Source organism: Roseivivax sp. CAU 1753, assembly GCF_054482575.1.
In genome coordinates, this window is sequence record NZ_JBTLRF010000001.1 from 793,815 (window position 1) to 816,976 (window position 23,162).

Genomic DNA, 23,162 nt, shown 5'->3' on the forward strand with positions numbered 1-23,162 from the left:
CATGCGTCAAAGCCAGCGAAAGCCCTTGTTCCCATGCCCGACGACGCAGTTCTAACCGGTCTCTATTTCCATCTCGGCGTGCATCGCACCGGCACATCGTCGTTCCAGGAATTTCTTGCGCTGAACCAGCCGACGCTGGAGTCCGCCGGGTTCAACCTGGCCGTGGCCAACCGCGACTCCGCCACGCTGTCGAGCCTGAAGCTGCGCCTGCCCGACCCGCGGCACTTCCGCCGGGGCGATCTGGACGAGCGCCGCGAATGGCTGCTGGAGGAGATCGAGAAACACCATATCAACGCGGCCCCCCGCACCATCCTGTCGGAAGAGAACATCCCGTCGGGCTTTCAGGGCCTGTTCACCGACCGGCCCTATGGCGCGGCATACGACCGCCTCGTCTTCATGAAAAGCGAACTGACCCGCCCGGTGCGCTGCGTGCTGCTGGTGGTGCGGTCCTATGACAGCTTTCTGACATCGGCCTACCGCAAGCGCTGCGAGTTCCGCGCGATCGACCCCTTCGCGGACTATATCCCGCACGCGATGAAGGCCCGGCGCGGCTGGTTCGACCTTGCGGGGGATATCCTGCGCGCGCTGGCCCCCGAACGCCTGATCGTGCTGCGCCAGGAAGACCGCCCCAGCCATTTCGAGATGATGCATCACCTCGTGCCCGACACCCGCGACCTGCCGCTGGCCAATATCGCGAAACAGGTCAATGTCAGCCCCACCGATGCCGCCTGCCGTGCGATGCAGGCGATCTTTGCCGACGGCGGCAAGCTGGGCATCGGCGCCACGCGGCGGCTGATCGCGGATTATGCCGACGACAAGAGCGGGCCGTCCATCGCCGAATTCCCCCGCGAAGAGGCGCAGGCCCTGAAGGCGCGCTATGCGCGCGACCTCAAACGCATCTCCAACCTGGACGGGGTCGAGATGCCGGGGTTTCAGCCCGCGACATGAGCGCGGCTCAGCATCTAGCTGAGGGGTTTTCCACTGCGCCCCGGTGGCCCTTCGCCCCCCGGTCCTCTAATGTCGCCAGCGTCGCCCGCAGATCATCGAGGGTCGATAATCGACCCCGCCGCGCGCCAGCGCCGCGCTAGATATGCCGACACGGAAGAGGAATGCGAAAAGATGCCCGACGTCACCATCGTCTATTGGCGCGATATCCCCGCTCAGGTGATCGTGGGCAAAGGCCGCCGGGCCGACAAGGTCCAGCTTGCCGAACGCTTCGAACAGGCCATTGACCGCGCGGCGATGGCGTCCGGCGCGGCCGGGACCGATGCCTACCTGGCCGAGTGGCGCAAGGCCGACCCCTATTCCGTCGATGGCAACCCCGCAGAGGTGGCACAGGCCGAGGCCCGTCGCATCGATGCGGAATTTGATCAGGCCCGGCTCAAGGTCTTGATCGACAATCATGGCCGGGCGTAGTTTTTCGCTCGGGCGCGCGACGGAGATCCTCATGGCGCTGCTTCCCTTCCGCAAGAAAACCACCGGCCACCCGGGCACCGACGCGATCGGTGGCTTCCTTCAGGGCCATTCGGTCGAGGTGATGCCCCGCACCGCCGAGAAGGTCGCGGATTTCCGCACCCTCTTCGCGCCCGGCACCCGCGTCTACATCGCCCATATCGACGGCACCCCCATCGACGACATGGTCGCCACCGCCAGGCGTCTGGCGGCGGAAGGCTTTGCCGTGATGCCGCATTTTCCGGCACGCATCATCGCCGATCAGCCGACGCTGGCCGACTGGATCGCGCGCTATCAGGGCGAGGCCGGTGTCACCCAGGGCCTGATCCTCGCCGGGGGCCTGTCCGATCCCCGCGGGGACTTCGACAGCTCGATGCAGCTGCTCGAGACCGGCCTGTTCGACAAGGCGGGATTCACGCGCCTGCACGTGGCGGGCCACCCCGAGGGCAACCGCGACATCGATACCTCGGGCGGCGAGGCATCGGTGATGCAGGCCGCGCGCTGGAAACAGGATTTCTCGCAACGCACCGATGCCCGCATGGCCATGGTCACGCAGTTTGCCTTCGAGGCACAGCCGATCATCGACTGGACGCAACGGCTGCAGGAAAACGGCGTGCACCTGCCGGTGCATGTGGGCCTTGCCGGTCCCGCCAAGCTGCAGACGCTGATCCGGTTCGCCATCACCTGCGGCGTCGGCCCGTCGCTGCGCGTGCTGCAGAAACGGGCGCGCGACGTGACCAAGCTCGTCACACCCTACACCCCTGACGATGTCGCCGCCGACCTTGCGCGGCACGTGGCCACGAATCCGGACAGCCTGATCGAGGCGGCGCATGTGTTTCCGCTGGGCGGCATCGGCGCCAGCGCCGACTGGGTCCAGGCACACGCCTCCCACGCGCCCGCGCGCGCCAGCCTGTAACGGAGAGCCCATGCACGCCGCGCTGCTTTTCGACCTCGACGGGACGTTGATCCACTCCGATCCGATCCATGTCGAGGTCTTCGGCGATCTCTACCGCGAACGCGGCAGGCCCTTTACCCGACAGGACTATTTCGACAGCATCCATGGACGCGAGAACGTCGCCATCTTCTCCGAGGCCTTCCCCGATGAGGACCCCCATGCGCTCGGCGACGAAAAGGAAGCCCGGTTCCGCGACCGGCTGTCGCGCATCGCGGCCCCGGCCATGCCCGGCGTCCACGCCCTGATGGCGCGCGCGCAGGACGCGGGCTGGGGCATCGCCATCGTGACCAACGCGCCGCGCGACAACGGCGAGGCGATGCTTGCGGCGCTGGGCCTGACGGACGTGGCGCAGGAATTGATCATCGGCGGCGAATGCGCCCGCGCCAAGCCCGACCCGCTGCCCTACCAGGAGGCCATGCGCCGCCTCGGAGTTTCCCCCGACCGCGCCATCGCCTTCGAGGACAGCCCTTCAGGGATGCGCGCCGCGCGCCGTTCGGGGGCCTTTGCCGTCGGCATCCGCTCCAGCCTCGACGATCACGCCCTGCGTCAGGCCGGCGCGAATCTGACGCTTGCAGACTTCACCGATCCCGCGCTCGAGACCGCTCTCGCACGCCTCACAGACGACACAGGAGCCACCCTTTCATGACCCGTACCATTCTCGAGTCGAAAACCAAGACCGCGATCATCGGGTTCGACCAGCCCTTCTGCGTGATCGGCGAGCGGATCAATCCGACCGGTCGCAAGAAACTCGCCGCCGAGCTTGAGGCGGGCGACTTCTCGACCGTCGAGAGGGACGCGCTGGCACAGGTGGCGGCGGGGGCCACGGTGCTCGATGTGAACGCGGGCGTGGTCTACAATTCGAACCCCAACCCGAACGAGACCGAACCGCCGCTGATGCGCAAGGTTCTGGAACTGGTGCAGGGGCTTGTCGACGTGCCGCTCTGCATCGACAGCTCGGTTCCCGGCGCGCTCGAGGCAGGGCTGGAAGTGGCCCATGGCCGCCCGCTCGTCAATTCCGTGACCGGCGAGGAAGAGCGGCTGGAACAGATCCTGCCGCTGATCAAGAAGTACAACGTGCCGGTGGTGGCGATCTCGAACGACGACACCGGCATTTCGGAAGACCCCGAAGTGCGCTTCAACGTCGCCCGGAAAATCGTCCAGCGGGCGGCGGACTACGGCATCCCCGCGCATGACATCGTGGTCGACCCGCTGGTCATGCCGGTGGGCGCGATGGCCACCGCGGGCCTGCAGGTCTTCACCCTGGTGCGGCGCCTGCGCGACGAGCTGGGCGTCAACACCACCTGCGGCGCCTCCAACATCTCCTTCGGGTTGCCCAACCGCCACGGCATCAACAACGCCTTCCTGCCCATGGCAATGGCCAGCGGCATGACCAGCGCCATCATGAACCCCATCGCGCTGCCGGTGCCCGCCGCCAAGATCGCCGAAAAACGCGGCCAGGTCGCCGCCGCCGGGATCGTGCTGCCCGACGACATGGATGACGAAGCCTTCTGCCAGATGTTCGGCCTCGGCTCGACGCAGTATCGCACGGGCCGCGAAATGGAGGCGATCCGCGCCGCCAACTACCTCACCGACAACGACCCCTCGGGCGCCGCCTGGATCCAGTTCAACCGCCCCGCCGGTGCCGCCCTCGAAGGCGGACGCGGCGGGGGACGCCGCCGCCGCCGGGCCTGAGCGCGCCGCGATCTCCGACGCCGCGCCAGCGCCACCCTGACCTCCGCGCGGCGTCCACAACTCGTGTCACACCCCGCGCCGCCCGGGTGCGACGCGCGGCACGACGCACCGCCCCTGGCTCTTTCCATTTTCGAAATTCGCCTGCCGAACCGTCCCACGGGTCCCGTCGCCCAAGGTCCGCATGCCGGCCGTCACCCGGTCCGCGCCCCCGGCCCCGCCTCACTCGGCGGCTTTCGCCTCGTCCCGGGCCTTGCGCGCCTTTTTCGCGTCACGGACCTTTTCGGCCAGGTCGCGGGCGATCGCGAACGCCCCCTGGATCTTGTCCTTGTCCTGCGCCCAATCCCGGCGGATGATGATCTTGTTGTCCTTGATCTTGGCCAGACCGTTCTGCGCGTTGAGGAAATCCATCAGCCCCTCGGGGGCCGAAAACCGGTCGTTGTGAAACTGGACCACGGCGCCTTTCGGCCCGCCATCCAGCTTGGCAATGCCCGCGCGCTTGCACATCGCCTTGATGCGCACGATCAAAAGCAGCGTGTTGACCTCTTTCGGCAGCTTGCCGAACCGGTCGATCAGTTCGGCGGCAAAGCCCTCGAGCTCGACCTTGGTGGTCAGGGACGACAGGCGGCGATAAAGGCCCAGCCGCACGTCGAGGTCGGGCACGTATTGCTCGGGGATCATCACCGTCACGCCCAGGTTGATCTGCGGCGACCATTGCGCATCGAAATCCTGCAGCCCCTCGATCTCGCCCGAGCGGATCTTGGCAATCGCCTCTTCCAGCATCGACTGGTACAACTCATAGCCCACATCGCGCATCTGGCCCGACTGCTCTTCGCCCAGAAGGTTGCCCGCGCCGCGAATGTCGAGGTCCTGGCTGGCCAGCGTGAAGCCCGCCCCCAGCGTGTCGAGCGACGACAGCACGCGCAGGCGTTTTTCGGCCGTAGCGGTCAGCTTGCCGCGCGGTTTGGTGGTCAGGTAGGCATAGGCCCGCGCCTTCGACCGCCCCACCCGGCCCCGGATCTGGTAAAGCTGCGACAGCCCGAACATGTCGGCGCGGTGCACGACCATGGTGTTGGCGGTCGGGATATCGAGACCGGACTCGACGATGGTGGTGGCCAGCAGCACGTCGTACTTGCCATCGTAGAAGGCGTTCATCTTGTCGTCGAGTTCCCCCGCGGCCAGTTGCCCGTGCGCCACCACGTGGCTCAGCTCGGGCAGTTGCTCTTTCAGGAACTCCTCAATCTCGTGCAGATCGGCGATGCGCGGGCAGACGTAGAAGCTTTGCCCGCCGCGATAGTATTCGCGCAGCAGCGCCTCGCGGATGGTGACCGGATCGAACTCGCTGACATAGGTGCGGATGGCCAGGCGGTCCACGGGGGGCGTGCCGATGATCGACAGGTCCCGCACCCCCGACAGCGACAGCTGCAGCGTGCGCGGGATCGGCGTCGCGGTCAGTGTCAACACATGCACGTCCGAGCGCAGCGCCTTCAGCCGTTCCTTGTGGGCGACCCCGAAATGCTGCTCCTCGTCGACGATGACCAGCCCGAGGTTCTGGAACTTCACCGACTTGGCCAACAGGGCATGTGTGCCCACGACGATGTCGACGGTGCCCTTGGACACCCCCTCGCGGGTGGCGTTTGCGTCCTTCTGCGACACGAAGCGCGACAGCGGCCGCACCTCGAGCGGGAAGCCCCGGAACCGTTCGGCAAAGCTCTTGAAATGCTGGCGGGCCAACAGCGTGGTGGGCGCGATCACCGCGACCTGCACGCCCGACATCGCCGCGATGAAGGCCGCGCGCAGGGCAACCTCGGTCTTGCCGAAGCCCACATCGCCGCAGATCAGCCGGTCCATCGGCTGACCGCTGGTCATGTCGGCGATCACGTCCTCGATGGCGCGGATCTGATCGTCGGTCTCCTGATAGGGGAACCGCGCGAGAAATGCCTCCCAGGCGCCCTGCGGCGGCTCCAGCACCGGTGCCTTGCGCAACGCCCGTTCGGCGGCGATGCGGATTAGCCGGTCGGCCATCTCTCGGATGCGTTCCTTGAGGCGCGCCTTCTTGGCCTGCCACGCACCGCCGCCCAGCTTGTCGAGCAGCCCCTCTTCGTGGCCGTAGCGCGACAGAAGCTCGATATTCTCGACCGGCAGATAGAGCCGTGCGCCTTCGGCGTATTCCAGCGTCAGGCATTCATGCGACGCCCCGGCGGCCTGGATCACCTCCATGCCCTGGAACCGACCGATGCCGTGATCCACATGCACGACCAGATCGCCCGGTGCCAGCGACTGCGCTTCGGTCAGGAAGTTCTCGGCCCGGCGCCTTTTGCGCGGCGCGCGGATCAGCCGGTCGCCAAGCACATCCTGTTCCGAGATGAAGGTCGCATGCCCGTCGCCGAGCGGCCCCTCGAAACCATGCTCGAGCGCCCAGACCGCGACATAGAGCCCGCGCTTTCCGATCCGCGTGCCGTTGGCGATCTCGATGACCTCGCCCAGCCCTTCGTCCTCGATCAGGCCCGTCAGGCGTTCGCGCGCGCCGTGCGAATAGGACGCGATGATCACCGGCCCGTCCTGAAGCTTTGCCTTCACATGGGCCGCCAGGCTGCCGAAAAGGCTGACGCTTTCCTGCTGCCGCTCGGGCGAAAAGTTGCGTCCGAGCCGTCCGCCCGCATCCACCGCGTTCGGCCCCGAAGCCTGCGGCAACGGCGACATCTGCACCCGGCGACGCTGGGCGACCGCCGCGGTCCAGGCGGCATCGTCAAGGTAGAGCAGCCCCGGCGGTGCGGGCTTGTAAACCGAATCGAGGTGCTTCTTCGCCGTCATCGCCAGCCGTCGCGTCTCGTACTGATCGGCGATCTGGTCCCAGCGCGCGGTCCGCGACGGCCCGGTCTGATGGTCGAGCATCAGCGGAGCGCCGGGCAGGTAATCGAACAAGGTCTCCAGCGTTTCGTGGAAGAACGGCAGCCAATGCTCGATCCCCTGGTGCTTGCGCCCGGCGCTGACCGCCTCGTAGAGCGGATCGTCGGTGCCCGCGGCCCCGAACTCGATACGGTAATTCTGCCGGAAGCGGGTGATCGCGGCCTCGTCGAGAATGACCTCGGACACCGGCGCGAGCTTGACCGTGGCAAGCTTGTCCGTGGTCCGCTGGGTCGCCGGGTCGAAGCGCCGCGCGCCGTCCAGAACATCACCGAACAGGTCAAGCCGCACCGGCCCGCCTTCGCCCGGCGGATACACGTCGATGATGCCGCCGCGAATGGCGTAGTCGCCCGGTTCCATCACCGTCGGTGCCTGTGAAAAGCCCATGCGCACCAGAAAGTCGCGCAGCGCCGCTTCGTCGATACGGCGGCCCACCTCGGCGGTGAAGGACGCCTCGCGCAGCACCTCGCGCGCGGGAATGCGCTGCATCGCGGCCCCGAGCGTGGTCAGCAGCACGAACCGCTTCGGCATGGCATGGGTCAGCCCGGCCAACGTCGCCATCCGCGCCGCCGAAATGTCGGCATTGGGCGAAACCCGGTCATAGGGCAGACAATCCCAGGCGGGAAAGGACAGCACCGGCATGTCGGGCGCAAAGAAGGCCAGCGCCTCGGCCATGCGCGCCAGCCGCTTGTCGTCGCGCGCCACGAAGATCACCGGACCTTCCGCACGCGCCACCTCGCGCAAGACCAGAGTGGCATCGAAGCCCTCGGGTGCGCCGCCCATCATCAGCTGTGTGTCATCTGCCATGCACGGGCACATGGCGCGCCGGGACGCGGGCGTCAAGTCACCCGCCGAAGGGGCCGACCGACATGTTCCGATACATGCCCCAAAGTGCCGTGATGAAGATCGACACCATTCCAATGGCCTGCACCGCCACCCGGTGCCGGGTCAGCTTGCGCCGCAGGTCAGCCCCTTCAAGCGCGTTTTCACGAATGATCCGGGATGTGCGCATGCTCAGAAGTCCCACCAGCGACATGGGCAATCCCAACAGGAACAGCGCCTGCGCCAGTTCGACGCCGAACACAAAACCCGACAGGCACAGCATCGACAGCATGAAGGCCCCCAGCCCGGTCAGCCACAAGCCCGCCTCGGCGGCGATGTAGAGGATGCGGTTGGCGTTGATGCGGACCAGATCCTCGAGGTCGATCTCGGCCTGTCCGCCGCGCTTGGCCGCCCGCGCCACCATGTCGAAGGGCACGCCCAGAACCCAATGGCTGGCCGAAGACCACATCACCGCAAGCGCAATCCAGAACCACAGGTTCGAGAACGAGCGCATGTCGATGACTTCGAAGACTCTGAGATGCCAGTCCAATACGTGCTCCGGGCCTCGGGTGTTCCGACTCTGTCTAGCGGCGCACCGGCGGCTTGCCCAGAGGGCAAAACCCCGGCGCGTCCCGCCTGTGTCGTTCCGGCGCAAGTCGGCCTCGAGGCTGGACTTGGCGCGCGTCAACGGGCATGCCTCCGGGGAACCCGACCGTCAAGACCGGAGGCCCCCATGCAGCCCGTTCAAGCCCCCTTCCCCGCCACGCGCCTGCGCCGCACGCGCAAATCGCCCGCCCTGCGCGCGCTGGTGCAGGAGACAACGCTTGCTCCGGCGGATTTCATCTGGCCGGTCTTTGTGCGCGACGGCGAGGACGTGTCCGAACCGGTCCCCTCGATGCCCGGGGTCAACCGGCTGTCGGTGGACCGGGTGGTCGCGGCCGCGCGCGAGGCGTGGGACCTGGGCATCCCGGCGATCTGCCTCTTTCCCTACACCGACCCGGCCCTGAAGACCGCCGATTGCGCCGAAGCCTGGAACCCCGAGAACCTGTCGAACCGCGCCACCCGCGCCATCAAGGCAGCGGTGCCCGACATCGCGGTGATGACCGACGTCGCGCTCGACCCCTACAACATCGACGGCCATGACGGCTTCGTGGAGGACGGCGAGATCGTCAACGACCGCACCGTCGAGGCGCTGGTCAAGCAGACCCTGAGCCAGGCCCGCGCAGGCGCCGACATCATCGGGCCATCGGACATGATGGACGGGCGCATCGGTGCGATGCGCTCGGGCCTCGAGGCCGAGGGCTTCGACAAGGTCTGCATCCTGAGCTATGCGGCGAAATATGCCTCGGCTTTCTACGGGCCGTTCCGGGATGCCGTCGGCGCGTCCGGCGCGCTCAAGGGCGACAAGACCACCTACCAGATGAACCCCGCCAATCGCGACGAGGCGCTGCGACTGGTGGCGCGCGATCTTTCGGAAGGCGCTGACATGGTGATGGTCAAACCCGGCATGCCCTATCTCGATGTCTGCGCGGCGGTGAAGCAGGCCTTCGGTGCACCGACCTTCGCCTACCAGGTGTCGGGCGAATACGCGATGCTGGCAGGTGCCGCAGAGCGCGGCTGGCTGGATGGCGACCGGGTGATGCTGGAAAGCCTGATGGCGTTCCGTCGCGCCGGCTGCGACGGGATCCTGACCTATTTTGCCCCCGCTGCCGCGAAATTGCTCAATGGCTAGCGGTTTCACGCCGAAAAAACCCAATATCGGGTGACATTGCGACGCAGGGGCGGTAATTTGCGCGCCAACCGGCATCCAGACCGGGCGGGCCCAGGCCCATTCCCAGGCACGAGCAAAGAGCGGAACGCATGACACAGATTACCCGACGCGGCTTTACCCTGGCGCTTGGCGCCACGGGGCTGACAGCCGCCTGCAACAATGGCGTGGGCACCAACGGGGCCGCGGTGATCGACGCCCGGGTCGATGCGACCCTGGCGACGCTGTACGCCAACTACCCCGGCACGACGCAATTGCGCGACAAGTCGTCGGGCATCCTGGTGATGCCGCTGGTGACCGAAGCCGGGCTTGGCCTCGGCGGCGCATACGGGCGCGGCGCATTGCGCGTCGGTGGCGTGACTGTGGACTACTATTCGGTGACCAAGGCGTCGGGCGGCCTGCAGATCGGCGCGCAGCAATACGCACATGTGCTGTTCTTCATGACTCAGGAATCGCTGATGAACTTCCGTCGATCGCCGGGATGGTCGGCGGGCGCGAACGTGGAATACGCGATCCCGGAAGGCGGCGAGACGCTGGGGGCGGAAACCCTGACCTCGACCGCGCCCGTGATCGCGGTGATCTTCGGCCAGGCCGGTCTGCGCGTCGGCGCCACGCTCGAAGGCTCGAAATATTCCCGCATCATCCCCTGATCCGGCGGAGCGGGCCTTGCCCGCGCATCTCTGGCCTTCCGGGGCAAGGCCCCGGCAGGCGGTGCAAGAGGGCCCTGCCCTCTCTTGTCCGCCCAGGGGGGCGGACAATTCACGCCCGGCGTTTTTTTGGGAAAAGTGAAGCGGCTGCCTTGTATCTGATCGGCCGAAACAAGTACCAGCGTTCATCATTCCTTCATCTTGATGCGCGACATTTTTGGTGCATGGCAAAGTGGCGACCCGAGCCATGTGAAAGGTGAAGCCCCGTGCCGCCTGCCCCGACTGCCCGGAAGCGACGGGGGCCGCGGCGCGGGGTGGACGTCGCGATCGTCCGGCCGCGCCGGGGCTTCAACATCTCCGCGCGCGCGGCATCGCCGAAGAACGCGCGCGGCGTCCCGCTTCATCTTTCCAGAAAAACGCCCTTCTGGCGACCGACCGCCGCCAGAGCGGCGGCAGGTCAATGCGTCACGCGCGAGCCTCGCGGATCAATCGAAGGATATCCTGCGCGGCCTCGGGAATGTTCGTGCCCGGACCGAAGATTGCCTTCACCCCGGCGTCTTTCAGGAACGCGTAATCCTGCTGCGGGATGACGCCCCCGCAGATCACCAGGATATCGTCCGCATCCGCCGCTTTCAGGGCCTGGATCAGCTGAGGAGCCAGGGTTTTGTGGCCCGCCGCCTGGCTGGAGATGCCGATCACATGGACGTCATTGTCGATGGCGTCCTGCGCGGCCTCTTCGGGGGTCTGGAACAATGGCCCCACATCCACGTCGAAGCCGATATCGGCGAAGGCGGTGGCGATGACCTTGGCCCCCCGGTCGTGCCCGTCCTGCCCCATCTTGACCACCAGCATGCGCGGACGGCGGCCTTCGTCCTCGGCGAATTGCTCGACCGATTTCTGGATCGCGGCGAAGCCTTCGTCGCCTTCATAGGCAGCGCCATAGACACCGGCGAGGGTTTTCACTTCGGCGCGGTGACGTCCGAACACTTTCTCCATGGCCATCGAAATCTCTCCCACGCTGGCACGGGCACGCGCCGCCTCGACCGCGGCTTCAAGCAGGTTGCCGCCTTCGGACGCGCGGCGGCTCAGTTCCGCGAGGGCCGCGTCGCAGGCGGCCTGGTCGCGTGTCGCGCGGATCCGTTCGAGGGCCTTGATCTGGCCATCGCGCACCTTGGCGTTGTCGATATCGAGGATGTCGAGATCGTCCTCCTTGGCGAGACGGTACTTGTTGACCCCCACGATCACATCCTCGCCGCGGTCGATCTTGGCCTGGCGCTGGGCTGCGGCCTCTTCGATGCGCAGCTTCGGCATGCCGGTCTCTACCGCCTTGGTCATGCCGCCCATCTCGTCCACTTCCTCGATCATAGCCCAGGCCTTCTCGGCCAGATCATGGGTCAGTTTCTCAACGTAATAGGACCCCGCGAGCGGATCGACGACATTGGTCACGCCGGTCTCTTCCTGCAGGATCAGCTGCGTGTTGCGCGCGATCCGGGCCGAGAAATCGGTGGGCAGGGCCATCGCCTCGTCAAGCGCATTGGTGTGCAGCGACTGGGTGCCGCCCAAGACCGCCGACATCGCCTCGTAGGCGGTGCGGATGACGTTGTTGTAGGGGTCCTGTTCGGCCAGGCTGACCCCGCTGGTCTGGCAATGCGTCCGCAGCATCTTGGAGCGCGGATCCTGCGCCCCGAGGTCGGTCATGATCCGGTGCCAGAGCATGCGCGCCGCGCGCAGTTTCGCGGCCTCCATGAAGAAGTTCTTGCCGATGGCGAAGAAAAACGACAGACGCCCGGCGAACTTGTCGATATCCATGCCGCGCGCCATCGCGGTCTTCACGTACTCCTTGCCGTCGGCCAGGGTGAAGGCCAGCTCCTGCACCAGGTTCGCCCCCGCCTCCTGCATGTGATAGCCCGAGATCGAGATCGAGTTGAATTTTGGCATCTCCGCCGAAGTGTATTCGATGATGTCCGCGATGATCCGCATCGACGGTTCCGGCGGGTAGATATAGGTGTTGCGCACCATGAACTCTTTCAGGATGTCGTTCTGGATGGTGCCCGACAGCAGCGCCTTGTCGTGACCCTGCTCTTCGCCGGTGACGATGAAGCTGGCCAGTACCGGGATCACCGCGCCGTTCATGGTCATCGAGACCGACACCTTGTCGAGCGGGATGCCGTCGAACAGGATCTTCATGTCCTCGATCGAGTCGATGGCGACACCGGCCTTGCCGACATCGCCGGTCACCCGCGCATGATCGCTGTCATAGCCGCGATGGGTGGCCAGATCGAAAGCCACCGACACGCCCTGCTGCCCGGCATCGAGGGCGCGGCGATAGAATCGGTTCGATTCCTCGGCGGTGGAAAAGCCCGCATATTGCCGGATCGTCCAGGGGCGGCCCGCATACATCGTCGCCTTCACGCCCCGGGTGAACGGGGCAAACCCCGGGACCGAACCCATATGCGGCAGGTCGCGCACGTCCTCTTCGGTGTAGAGCGGCTTGATGTCGATGCCTTCCAGCGTCTCCCAGGTGAGGCTGTCGACGCTCTTGCCCTTAAGCTCCTTCTCAGCCAGTGCCCGCCAATCGTTGGTCGTCGGTGTCATCGCTTTGTCCTCTTGTTTGCGTCGCCGGCGGTCGGTTCTGTGCCGATCCTGCCCGGTCGGGCGCGTCCTCGTAGCGCGCAAGGCCCATGGCCCCGGCACGCAGCCAGTAAATGTCGTCCTGATAGGTTTCGCGCAGCATCGCGGCGTGTTCGGGCAGGAACGGCATCCAGCGCCCCTCGCCCTGGCCCAGCGACAGCGCCAGTTCGCCCCGCGCCTCGAGCACCTGGCGCAACGTCGCCATGTCGGGCGAGCGGTTTATCCACAGCCCGTCGGCGTCGCGCGGCGCCTTGGGCGTGTCCGCCATCGCCGCCAGCAACCGGTCGGGCTGGGTCGCGAAACGTTCGAACGGGGTGACGGTGATCCGGGTGTCGGGCAGCGCCGAGGCCACGTCCTCGATCACGCCGCGCCAGCCGCGCGCGGTCTGGGCAACGTGGATCAGCCCGTCGGGCCGGGGCAGCGGCATGCCGCGCGGCAGCGAATAGGCCAGCGCCGACGCCCAGTAGAGATCGAGCGAGCGGATCTGCAGATGCGCCCGCGCCACCGGCCCGAAGGCCGCGCGGTAGCGCGCCAGCCGTTCGCCGATATCGGGGTAGAGTTCGCCCTTGGCGATGTTGCGGCGCGCCGTGCCGATCATGTTCTCGTCCGAGATCACCAGCCGCGCCAGCCCGCGATCCGCCGCCCGGCGCAGCGCCAGTTGCACCCGCCCCCGGTCGCGATCCTGTGCCTCGCGCGTATCGATGCGGTGAAACAGCCCCTTGCGCGTACGGCACGGCCCCCAGAAGCCCGTCCCCCCGGCCAGCAGGTCGTCCGCGACCGCGCGCATGTAGCGCTGGAAGCTTGTCGAGGCGCTGCGATGCGCCCCGAGATGCAGAATAATGTCCATCGCCCGCGCCGCTCCTTCTCGCGTCAGTCACGCGCGACGATACGCCACGAAGGGTTGTCAGCAGCTTAACCGCCATTTTTTCCCCTGCCGCGACAGAGTGGCCCTTAGAAACCCGGAGAAATGCGCATATATCACAGAACATGAAACATATCCTTGCCGCGCTTTGCCTTGCCACGCTGTTGCCTGCCCTGCCCCTTGCCGCCGCCGATGGCGGTGCCGAGGAAGCGCCGGGCCTGATCCGGAGCGCGGAGGGCGAAAACCTCGAGGACTTCCTCTGGCTGAAGCGCCCCGTGGTGGTTTTTGCCGACAATCCGGCCGATCCGCGATACGTCCAGCAGATGCAGTTCATCCTCGAGCGGATGGACGCGCTCGAGGATCGCGACGTGGTGGTGCTGACGGACACCGATCCGTCGCTGAAAACCGATATCCGCCTGGAATTGCGGCCCAGGGGTTTCATGCTGGTGGTCATCGACAAGGATGGCACGCGGGTGCTGCGCAAGCCGTTCCCCTGGGACGTGCGGGAACTGTCGCGCTCGATCGACAAGCTGCCCTCGCGCCAGCAGGAAATCCGCGACCGGCAAGGCACCCTGCGGGACTGACCCCCGGGGCACCGGACAGGCGGGGCGTGGGCAGGCGCGGCCGAGGCGCGGGGTTCCTGCATTTCAATCGCTCCGATCCCGGCGACCGGCCAGACCGACAGCGTCGCCGCTGCGCCGGGCACCGCGATGCCCGCGCAACAGCCGCGCATGGTAAGGCCCGGGTCGGCTGTCACCTCATTCGAACTCCATGATCACGTCGTCCACCGCGAGGCTGTCGCCCGCCGCGGCATTGATCTTGGTGACGACGCCCTTGCGCTCGGCGCGCAGGATGTTCTCCATCTTCATCGCCTCGACGGTGCACAGCACCTGGCCTTCCTGTATCTCGTCGCCTTCCGCGACGGCCACTGACACGATGAGGCCCGGCATCGGGCAAAGCAGCAGCTTGGAGGTGTCCGGGGCCTCTTTCACCGGCATCAGGCGCGCCAGTTCGGCCTGTCGGGGCGAACGGACATGCACCTTGAGGTCGGCACCGCGGCTGCGGATGCGGAACCCGCCCGAGATCTTGCCGACCTTCAGCACCAGGTTTTCGCCATCGATATTCATCCGCGCAAGGTGGTCGCCCGGGGTCCAGTCTCCGTTCACGCGATGCGTGTCGCCATCGGCGAACCGGACCGTGGCCCCCTCGTGATCCGCCCGAATATCGACATCGAAATCAACGCCTTGCAGCGCGACGTTCCAGTTGTTTCCAACCTTTCGTTCGTGATTGTCGAGTCGACCTGACACCCGCGAGCGGCGGATTTCCACGACGCGGTTCATCGCCGCCGTTGCCGCCGCGATCCGGCGCAGGGCGGTATCGTCCAGCGTCACGCCCTCGAACCCTTCGGGATACTCTTCCTCGATGAACGCCGTGGTGATGTCGCCCGAGACGAACTTGTCATGATCCATCACCGCCGACAGGAACGGCAGGTTGTGACCGATGCCTTCGACCTCGAAGGTATCGAGCGCGGTGCGCATGGTCTCGATCGCGGTCGCGCGATCCTTGCCCCAGGTGCAGAGCTTGGCGATCATCGGGTCATAGAACATCGAGATCTCGCCGCCCTCGTAGACGCCGGTGTCATTGCGCACGATGCCGTCGCCCAGTGCGCCCTCGACCGGCGGGCGGTAACGGGTCAGCCGCCCGATGGAGGGCAGGAAGCCGCGATACGGGTCTTCGGCATACAGCCGGCTTTCCATCGCCCAGCCGTTGATCGGCACGTCGGCCTGGGTCATCGCCAGCTTTTCGCCGTAAGCCACGCGGATCATCTGCTCGACAAGATCGACGCCGGTGATCAGTTCCGTCACCGGGTGTTCCACCTGCAGGCGGGTGTTCATCTCGAGGAAAAAGAAGTTGCGGTCGCCATCCACGATGAACTCGACCGTCCCCGCCGAGGTGTAACCCACCGCCTGCGCCAGCGCGCAGGACTGTTCGCCCATGGCCTTGCGGGTTTCGGCATCGAGGAACGGCGACGGGGCCTCTTCGATGACCTTCTGGTTGCGGCGCTGGATCGAACATTCGCGTTCGTTGAGGTAGATGCAGTTGCCGTGCTTGTCGGCCAGAACCTGGATCTCGATGTGGCGCGGCTGGGTGACGAACTTCTCGATGAAGATGCGGTCATCGCCAAACGAGGCCGCGGCCTCGTTCTTGGAGGACTGGAAGCCCTCGCGCGCCTCGGCGTCGTTCCAGGCAATCCGCATGCCCTTGCCGCCGCCGCCCGCGCTGGCCTTGATCATCACCGGATAGCCGATGTCGTTCGAGATCTTCACCGCCTCATCGGCATCGCCGATCAGCCCCATGTAGCCGGGCACGGTGTTCACGTTTGCCTGCTTGGCCAGCTTTTTCGAGGTGATCTTGTCGCCCATCGCCTCGATGGCCTTCTTCGGGGGCCCGATGAACGCCACCCCTTCCTTTTCAAGCGCATCGGCGAATTTCGGGTTCTCGGACAGAAAGCCGTATCCCGGGTGCACGGCCTCGGCGCCGGTCTGGCGGATCGCGTCCATGATCTTGTCGATCACGATATAGGACTGGTTCGCGGCGGAGGGGCCGATATGGACAGCCTCGTCGGCCATTTCCACATGCAGCGCATTCCTGTCCGCGTCGGAATAGACCGCGACCGTCTTGATGCCCATGGCCCGGGCGGACTTGATGACCCGGCAGGCGATCTCGCCGCGATTGGCGATCAGGATCTTTTTGAACATGGCTGTCCCTTTCAGCTGTCCCCGCGAGGCAGAGCCCCGCCGGCAGGTGTCCCACGAAAAAGACCACCCGGGCGGTCTGCCCGAGTGGTCCTGAAATTGGTGTCTGTCGGACGGCGCGATGCCGCCCGGAAGGTCAGATCAGCAGCGTTCCGGATAGGTCCGGCAATAGGCGACGTTGCCCGCCGCGCCGACAACCGCACCGGTCGTGACATCGCCGTCCACCGCGGCCGCGGTGCCCGCACCGACGGCACCGCCGATAAGAGCCTGTTCGCCCAGTGTGTCGCCGCAAGCGGCAAGGCCGGTAAGTGCCAGAACGGCCGTGATCTTTGCAAGATTGCGCATGCGAGATGCTCCCTCTGATGTCGTTGTTTTATGGCTCCGTACAGAACGCACAGAGTTTTGGCCGGGTTCCAGCAAAAGGCGCAGAACGGCGCGAATTCGGCGGAATTCCGCAGACATGCGCCACGCCCACCGGGCGCATGCGGTGAACCAACCGGCGGGAAAAGACCGGGCGGCCAGCTCGGGGATGTGCTGGCACGCCCGGTAAGGGAAGGGTTACGGTGTAGGTTCGACGCGCAAGACCGCCGTACCGGGTGCGACCCCATTGGGGACGTGCACAGGCTGCCATTCCCGACGATATCTGCAACCCGCGCGTCGCCGGTGCGGCGCATATCGGCCTTTTCCCGCCAAGAGTGTATGTCTCTCGGCAACTTCATGCCCAGAGTGTCCCGTCGATGGCCTCGGGAAAGGCCGCGCGGGCGGCGTTTTCGTCGATGACCAGGCGCGCTTCGTAATCGGTGGGGTCGAACGGGTCGTCGAAGGGCAGCACTTCCCGCCCAAAAAGCCAGGACAGCCGCCCGGCATCGAGATTGCCGCGCTCGAACGGCTCGGTGCCAAAGGCATCCCACAGTGCCGCCATGAACCACAGATCGGCGCGCCGGTCAGGCGCACGGCGGTCGGCAAAGCGGTCGCGCCGGGTGATCGGCGTGGCCCCCTTGGGGTTCGCGCGTCGCAGGGTGAACTGGTAGTCGGTGCCGGGCAGACGCCCGGGAAAACCGCGGTGCTTGATCATCGGCCCACCTCCGCCAAGGCGAAGGGCCGCGTGGGGCCGGGGGTCGGGACGGCCCCGGAAGGCCGCCCCGCAGTACGATTACTTGTACTTGCCGGTGTAGACCGGCTCCATCGAGATCGGCTCGGGCTCAACGATGATGAACTCTTCCGTCGTGGACTGCTGACCGCATGCGGCCAGAGTGGTAACGAAGCCGAAAAGGGCGAGAAGCTTGATGCTCTTGGACATTCCTGTCTCCTGTTGACGTGTAACGGGCGAAACGCTGCCTCAGCCATCGGCCCGCATCTAGAGGACGTATCGATCACTTGGGTGTGACCGACGGCCAGCATAGACGAAATGGGTTGGCAAATACACGCCACGCTGGCAACCGTCGCCACTTGTGGTGCGAAAGCCGCAAACCGGTCGGCAACGCCCTCAATTGAAACAACATATTGTAGAGACATCAAAAAGCCTCCCAGATACAGCGGCCCTGATCGACGCGGTATGCCTCGAAAACCTGCACGATATCCGGACGCGAGACACCGAACTCGGTGGGGGCCGCGGCGATCGAGATGACAATCCGCGCGGGATCGGCATGCTCTGCCGTGATCGCGGGCAGGGCCACCTGATCGCACAGATAGTCCATGTCCGCCGCCAGCACCTCGAGCGCCGCGGTCGCCTCCACGATCTCGTCGGCGACAAAGCGGAAGCGGACAAGGGCGCCCTGCCCGTCCCGCTCCTCGATCCGGAATTCCTGAAAATCGGCCACGATCCCCGACGGCAGCGCGATGGGCGCGTCCAGCATCGCGACGGTGCCCGCCCCGGCTGTCAGGGGCGCGCCCGGACCAGCGGCGGCAAAGATCAGGACGGCGAAAGCGAAACGACAGCCCCGGCCCCGTTTCCGGGCTCCTCCCGCCGGGGCTGTCCTGGTGCGGGTCGTGCCCGCGTCTCGTGCGCCGCGCATGGTCTCGGCAAGCATCGGATCACCCGGAACAAGGCGGGAATCGTCGCTGCCTGGTCGCCCCCGGCATTCGCGCGGAGATTGACCAAAGCCCGCGGCCTCGGCAAGCCCATACAGAGCGGATCTGGCATGCATTCTGGGCATATCGTCCCTCGTTTTCCCCCGACGCGGTCGACGGCTGCGCCAAATCGGCGAACCCGGCGCGCACGACCTCAGAGCGGGATGTTGTCGTGCTTCTTCCAGGGGTTCTGCAGCGTCTTGTTCCGCAGCGACGCAAAGGCGCGGCTGACCCTGCGGCGGGTCGAATGCGGCTGGATCACCTCGTCGATGAAGCCGCGTTCGGCGGCCACGAAGGGATTGGCAAAACGGTCCTCGTAGCTGGCGGTATGGGCGGCGATCTTGTCGCCATCGCCAAGGTCGGCGCGGTGGATGATCTCGGTCGCGCCCTTGGCCCCCATCACCGCGATTTCGGCGGTCGGCCAGGCATAGTTGAAATCGCCGCGCAGGTGCTTGGAGGCCATGACGTCATAGGCGCCGCCGTAGGCCTTGCGGGTGATCACCGTGACCTTAGGCACCGTCGCCTCGCCATAGGCGAATAGCAGTTTCGCACCGTGCTTGATCACGCCGCCCAGTTCCTGACTGGTCCCCGGCAGAAAGCCCGGCACGTCGACCAGCGTCAGGATCGGGATCTCGAAGGCATCGCAGAACCGCACGAACCGCGCGGCCTTGCGCGAGCTGTCGATATCGAGGCACCCGGCCAGCACCATCGGCTGGTTCGCCACCACGCCGACGGTCTGCCCTTCGAGGCGGATGAAGCCGGTGATGATGTTCTTGGCGAATTCTTCCTGGATCTCGTAGAAATCGCCCTCGTCCGCCAGTTTCAGGATGAGTTCCTTCATGTCATAGGGCGCGTTGGCGTTCTCGGGCACCAGCGTGTCGAGCGACATCTCGATGCGGCCCGGCTCATCGAAGAAGGGCCGCACCGGCGGCTTCTGGCGGTTGTTGAGCGGCAGGAAATCGACCAGACGGCGCACTTCGGCCAGCGCCTCGACGTCATTCTCGAAGGCGCCATCGGCGACCGAGGACTTGCGCGTATGGGTCGAGGCCCCGCCCAGTTCCTCGGCGGTGACGACCTCGTTGGTGACGGTCTTGACCACGTCGGGGCCGGTGACGAACATGTAGGAGCTGTCTTTCACCATGAAGATGAAATCCGTCATGGCGGGCGAATAGACAGCGCCCCCGGCGCAGGGGCCCATGATGACGCTGATCTGCGGGATCACGCCCGAGGCCATGATGTTGCGCTGGAACACCTCGGCATAGCCCGCGAGCGATGCCACGCCTTCCTGGATGCGCGCGCCGCCGGAATCGTTGAGGCCGATTACCGGTGCGCCGTTCTGCATCGCCATATCCATGATCTTGCAGATCTTCTGGGCGTGGGTTTCCGACAACGAGCCGCCGAAGACGGTGAAATCCTGGCTGAACACATAGACCATGCGGCCGTTGATGGTGCCCCAGCCGGTCACCACGCCATCACCGTAGGGACGCTGGTTCTCCATCCCGAAATCGGTGCAGCGATGGCTGACGAACATGTCGAACTCTTCGAAAGAGCCATCGTCGAGCAGCAGGTCGATGCGTTCGCGCGCTGTCAGCTTGCCCTTGGCGTGCTGCGCGTCGATGCGTTTTTCGCCGCCACCCTGACGCGCCTCTGCGCGCCGGGTCTCGAGTACCTGAAGAATGTCTTTCATCGCCCGCTCCCTTGTCTCGTCCCTACGGCTTTGCCAAATCGCCGCGCGGGCGACAAGAAAAATTCGGCAAATTTGCAAATTTTGGAAAATACCTGCGACGCTAAGTGAATAACCGCAAATCTTCCCGCAAGACCGGGCTTTTCATGACCGACCGGTCGGGTGTGATGGACTTCGCGCGGCCTCGCGCCTAGACCGGATACCATGACCCAGCCGCATCACATAAGGTTTCTCGACCGCTCCACGCCGCCGCATATCGCGACGCTGATCCTGCTGGCGGGCGTCTCGGCGCTGGTGATGAACATCTTCCTGCCCAGCCTGCCGAAGATGACGGAGTTTTTCGATACCGAGTACCGGCTGATCCAGCTGTCGGTGGCGGTCTATCTTGCGGTCAACGCGGTGCTGCAGATCATCGTCGGGCCGGTGTCGGACAAGATCGGGCGGCGACCGGTCATTCTTGGCGGTGTCTCGATCTTCTGCCTCGCCACCCTGGGCTGCGTGCTGTCCACCAATATCTGGGTGTTCCTGGCCTTCCGCATGATGCAGGCCGTGATCGTCACCGCCATGGTGCTGAGCCGGGCCGTGGTGCGCGACATGGTGCCACAGGACCGGGCCGCCTCGATGATCGGCTACGTCACCATGGGCATGGCCGTGGTGCCGATGATCGGCCCGGCGATCGGCGGGGTGCTGGACGAGATGTTCGGCTGGCAGGCGAATTTCTGGCTGCTTCTGATCCTCGGACTGGCGCTGCTCTGGCTGACCTGGCGCGATCTCGGCGAAACCTCGACGCCGTCCGGCCTGACATTGTCGCAGCAGTTCCGCACCTATCCCGAGCTGCTGACATCGCCGCGTTTCTGGGGCTACGCGATGGCGGCGGGCATGTCCTCGGGGGCGTTCTTTGCCTATCTCGGCGGCGCGCCCTTCGTCGGCTCCGAGGTGTTCGGCCTCTCGCCCGCGATCCTGGGTATCTATTTCGGCGTGCCGGCGGTCGGATATTTCATGGGCAACTACGTCTCGGGACGGTTTTCGCAGGATGTCGGCGTCAACCGCATGGTGCTGGTGGGCGCGCTGATCAACGGCGCGGGCATCGTCGCCTCGATGGCCATCTTCGCCGCGGGCGCAGGCTCGGCGCTGTCGTTTTTCGGCTTCATGTGCTTTGTCGGCGTGGGCAACGGCATGACCATTCCCAATGCCACCGCGGGCGCGCTGTCGGTGCGTCCGCACCTGGCCGGTACGGCTTCGGGCCTGTCCGGTGCCATCATGATCGGGCTCGGGGCGGCACTCTCGGCGCTGGCGGGCCTGCTGTTGCAGCCCGGCACCGGGCCATGGCCGCTGTTGTGGCTGCAACTGGGCACCGCGTGCCTCGGGGTGGCGTCGATCGTGCTGGTGATCCGCCGCGAACGCCACCTCAAGAGGCTGGACCCGGCCTGAGCTTTTTGCAAACTTGCAGCCGACGAACTGCAAAGGCGCAAATCGGATGGCCCAACAAAAACTCTATGCCGGTGCCAAGCTGCGCGAACTGCGGCAGCGGGTCAGCCTGACGCAAAAGGACTTTGCCGCCAAGCTGGGCGTGTCGCTGCCTTATCTGAACCAGATGGAGAACAACAATCGCCCGGTCTCGACCACGGTGATGCTGGCGCTGGCGCAGGAGTTCGGCTTTGACGTGACCGAGCTTGGCCAGGGCGATGCGGAGCGGCTGATCACCGACATGCGCGAGGCGCTGGCCGATCCGGTCTTTTCGGACACCGCCCCCCTGGCCGACCTGCGGCTGACCGCGTCGAACGCGCCGTCGCTGGCGCGCGCGTTTCTGGAATTGCACCGCGCCTACCGCCAGACCCACGAAAGGCTGGCATCTCTGGATGAGGCGCTGGGGCGGGAAGGCGCGCAACTGGCCCCGTCGCCGTGGGAAGAGGTGCGCGACTTCTTCCATTACTGCGACAACTATATCGACGCGGTGGACCGTGCCGCCGAGTCGGTTTCGAAGGTCGTGACGGCGGGGGAAAATCCGCGCCGCGCGCTGGTCCGGCATCTGGCCGGTATCGGCATCGAGACACGTTTCCTGCGCGATGCGCCGTTGCGGCATTTCGAACCCGAGGCAGGCAGGTTGACCATCTCGGCGCTGGCGCCGCCCGAAACCCAGACCTTCCAGCTGTTTTTGCAGGTGGCGCTGGTCCAGCATGACCGGCTGCTGGAAGCGACGCTTGATCTTGCGCGGTTCCAGTCCGACAGCGCCCGCGCCATCGCCAAGATCGGGCTGGCGAATTATTTCGCCGGGGCCGCCCTGATGCCCTACCGCGCCTTCCTCGAGGCGGCGCAGGAGGTGCGGCACGATCTGGAACTGCTGTCGGCGCGCTTCCATGCCTCGGTCGAGCAGATCGCGCACCGTCTGTCGACGATGCAGCGCCCCGGGGCCAAGGGCATCCCGTTCTTTTTCGTGCGCGTCGATCAGGCGGGCACGATCACCAAGCGCCATTCCGCCACACGCCTGCAATTCGCGCGGTTCGGCGGGGCCTGCCCGCTCTGGAACGTGCACCGCGCCTTCGAGACGCCGGGCCGGTTCCTGCGCCAATTGGCCGAGACGCCGGACGGGGTGCGTTACATCAGCCTTGCGCGGGACGTGTCGAAACCGGGCGGCCATTTCGGCGCGCCGGTGCGGCGCTACGCCATCGCACTGGGCTGCGAGGTGACGCACGCGGACGCGCTGGTCTATGCCGACGGTCTGGATGTCAACCGCGCCGATGCGTTCGAACCGATCGGGATTTCCTGCCGCATCTGCGAGCGCAAGATGTGCCACCAGCGTTCGGTGCCGCCGCTGGAACGCACGCTGTCGATCTCGCCGCACCGGCGCGGGGTGCTGCCCTACGAGGTGGAGTGAGGCGGATGGTGGCGATCGTGTTCTGTGCCTTTGGCACCGGACAC

Annotated in this window: 20 protein-coding genes; 10 read left to right on the forward strand and 10 right to left on the reverse strand. The window is 65.9% G+C overall.

All coding sequences use genetic code 11. The features are described 5' to 3' along the window. Positions 1–33: 33 nt before the first annotated feature. The 5 genes from ACXYMN_RS03600 (at position 34) to ACXYMN_RS03620 (ending at position 4,099) form a co-directional block, all read left to right on the forward strand. On the forward strand, positions 34–948 hold the full coding sequence (locus ACXYMN_RS03600; protein WP_459012061.1) for a hypothetical protein: 915 nt from the start codon (positions 34–36) through the stop codon (positions 946–948). 171 nt (positions 949–1,119) lie between these two features. Continuing rightward, positions 1,120–1,416, forward strand: coding sequence for a virulence factor (locus tag ACXYMN_RS03605; protein ID WP_459012062.1), 297 nt, complete (start codon positions 1,120–1,122; stop codon positions 1,414–1,416). A 31-nt stretch (positions 1,417–1,447) separates the two neighbouring features. Further along, positions 1,448–2,368, forward strand: a complete 921-nt coding sequence (locus ACXYMN_RS03610; protein WP_459012063.1) for a methylenetetrahydrofolate reductase — start codon at positions 1,448–1,450, stop codon at positions 2,366–2,368. Positions 2,369–2,378: 10 nt separating this feature from the next. Then, the gene (locus tag ACXYMN_RS03615) at positions 2,379–3,053 is read left to right on the forward strand and encodes an HAD family hydrolase (protein WP_459012064.1); all 675 of its coding nucleotides are present in this window, start codon (positions 2,379–2,381) and stop codon (positions 3,051–3,053) included. Then, positions 3,050–4,099, forward strand: coding sequence for a methyltetrahydrofolate cobalamin methyltransferase (locus tag ACXYMN_RS03620; RefSeq protein ID WP_459012065.1), 1,050 nt, complete (start codon positions 3,050–3,052; stop codon positions 4,097–4,099). Before ACXYMN_RS03615 ends, ACXYMN_RS03620 begins: the two co-directional genes overlap by 4 nt. Before the next feature lie 219 nt (positions 4,100–4,318). Here ACXYMN_RS03620 and mfd read toward each other — a convergent pair whose 3' ends face one another. Together mfd and ACXYMN_RS03630 are read right to left on the reverse strand one after the other, a co-directional pair. Beyond that, entirely contained in the window at positions 4,319–7,810 is a 3,492-nt protein-coding gene (mfd, locus tag ACXYMN_RS03625; RefSeq protein ID WP_459012066.1) for a transcription-repair coupling factor, read from the reverse strand. A gap of 37 nt (positions 7,811–7,847) precedes the next feature. Further along, positions 7,848–8,375 (reverse strand): component of SufBCD complex, encoded by a 528-nt coding sequence (locus tag ACXYMN_RS03630; protein WP_459012067.1) that lies wholly within the window; start codon positions 8,373–8,375, stop codon positions 7,848–7,850. A 183-nt stretch (positions 8,376–8,558) separates the two neighbouring features. Here ACXYMN_RS03630 and hemB point away from each other — a divergent pair, with 183 nt between their 5' ends. Both hemB and ACXYMN_RS03640 read left to right on the forward strand, forming a co-directional pair. Next, a complete protein-coding gene (hemB, locus tag ACXYMN_RS03635) occupies positions 8,559–9,557 on the forward strand; it encodes a porphobilinogen synthase (RefSeq protein ID WP_459012068.1) in 999 nt (332 codons plus the stop codon). A gap of 128 nt (positions 9,558–9,685) precedes the next feature. After that, positions 9,686–10,243, forward strand: coding sequence for a lipid-binding SYLF domain-containing protein (locus ACXYMN_RS03640; protein ID WP_459012070.1), 558 nt, complete (start codon positions 9,686–9,688; stop codon positions 10,241–10,243). Between the two features lie 462 nt (positions 10,244–10,705). Here ACXYMN_RS03640 and scpA read toward each other — a convergent pair whose 3' ends face one another. After that, on the reverse strand, positions 10,706–12,835 hold the full coding sequence (gene scpA, locus ACXYMN_RS03645; protein WP_459012071.1) for a methylmalonyl-CoA mutase: 2,130 nt from the start codon (positions 12,833–12,835) through the stop codon (positions 10,706–10,708). Next, positions 12,798–13,718, reverse strand: a complete 921-nt coding sequence (locus ACXYMN_RS03650) for a hypothetical protein (protein ID WP_459012072.1) — start codon at positions 13,716–13,718, stop codon at positions 12,798–12,800. Before ACXYMN_RS03650 ends, scpA begins: the two co-directional genes overlap by 38 nt. A gap of 140 nt (positions 13,719–13,858) precedes the next feature. On the opposite strand from ACXYMN_RS03650, the gene ACXYMN_RS03655 reads away from it, so the two are divergent. Then, the gene (locus tag ACXYMN_RS03655; RefSeq protein ID WP_459012073.1) at positions 13,859–14,317 is read left to right on the forward strand and encodes a DUF4174 domain-containing protein; all 459 of its coding nucleotides are present in this window, start codon (positions 13,859–13,861) and stop codon (positions 14,315–14,317) included. Between the two features lie 174 nt (positions 14,318–14,491). Here the strand turns inward: ACXYMN_RS03655 and ACXYMN_RS03660 are convergent, their stop codons facing one another. The 6 genes from ACXYMN_RS03660 to ACXYMN_RS03685 all read right to left on the reverse strand — a co-directional run bounded on the left by ACXYMN_RS03660 (position 14,492) and on the right by ACXYMN_RS03685 (position 20,246). Next, a complete protein-coding gene (locus tag ACXYMN_RS03660) occupies positions 14,492–16,492 on the reverse strand; it encodes an acetyl-CoA carboxylase biotin carboxylase subunit (protein ID WP_459012074.1) in 2,001 nt (666 codons plus the stop codon). 138 nt (positions 16,493–16,630) lie between these two features. Then, complete coding sequence (locus ACXYMN_RS03665; RefSeq protein ID WP_459012075.1) at positions 16,631–16,834, reverse strand: hypothetical protein; 204 nt, start codon at positions 16,832–16,834, stop codon at positions 16,631–16,633. A 370-nt stretch (positions 16,835–17,204) separates the two neighbouring features. After that, positions 17,205–17,564: a hypothetical protein gene (locus tag ACXYMN_RS03670; RefSeq protein WP_459012076.1), complete on the reverse strand. Its 360-nt coding sequence runs from the start codon at positions 17,562–17,564 to the stop codon at positions 17,205–17,207. A gap of 78 nt (positions 17,565–17,642) precedes the next feature. Beyond that, positions 17,643–17,789 carry a hypothetical protein gene (locus ACXYMN_RS03675; protein ID WP_459012077.1) on the reverse strand — a complete coding sequence of 49 codons (147 nt, stop codon included), beginning with the start codon at positions 17,787–17,789 and terminating at the stop codon, positions 17,643–17,645. A gap of 214 nt (positions 17,790–18,003) precedes the next feature. Beyond that, a complete protein-coding gene (locus tag ACXYMN_RS03680; RefSeq protein ID WP_459012078.1) occupies positions 18,004–18,519 on the reverse strand; it encodes a DUF6497 family protein in 516 nt (171 codons plus the stop codon). Positions 18,520–18,713: 194 nt separating this feature from the next. Further along, positions 18,714–20,246, reverse strand: coding sequence for an acyl-CoA carboxylase subunit beta (locus ACXYMN_RS03685; protein ID WP_459012079.1), 1,533 nt, complete (start codon positions 20,244–20,246; stop codon positions 18,714–18,716). A gap of 201 nt (positions 20,247–20,447) precedes the next feature. On the opposite strand from ACXYMN_RS03685, the gene ACXYMN_RS03690 reads away from it, so the two are divergent. Further along, the gene (locus ACXYMN_RS03690; RefSeq protein ID WP_459012080.1) at positions 20,448–21,674 is read left to right on the forward strand and encodes a multidrug effflux MFS transporter; all 1,227 of its coding nucleotides are present in this window, start codon (positions 20,448–20,450) and stop codon (positions 21,672–21,674) included. A gap of 46 nt (positions 21,675–21,720) precedes the next feature. Then, positions 21,721–23,118: a helix-turn-helix domain-containing protein gene (locus ACXYMN_RS03695; RefSeq protein ID WP_459012081.1), complete on the forward strand. Its 1,398-nt coding sequence runs from the start codon at positions 21,721–21,723 to the stop codon at positions 23,116–23,118. Positions 23,119–23,162: the final 44 nt, after the last annotated feature.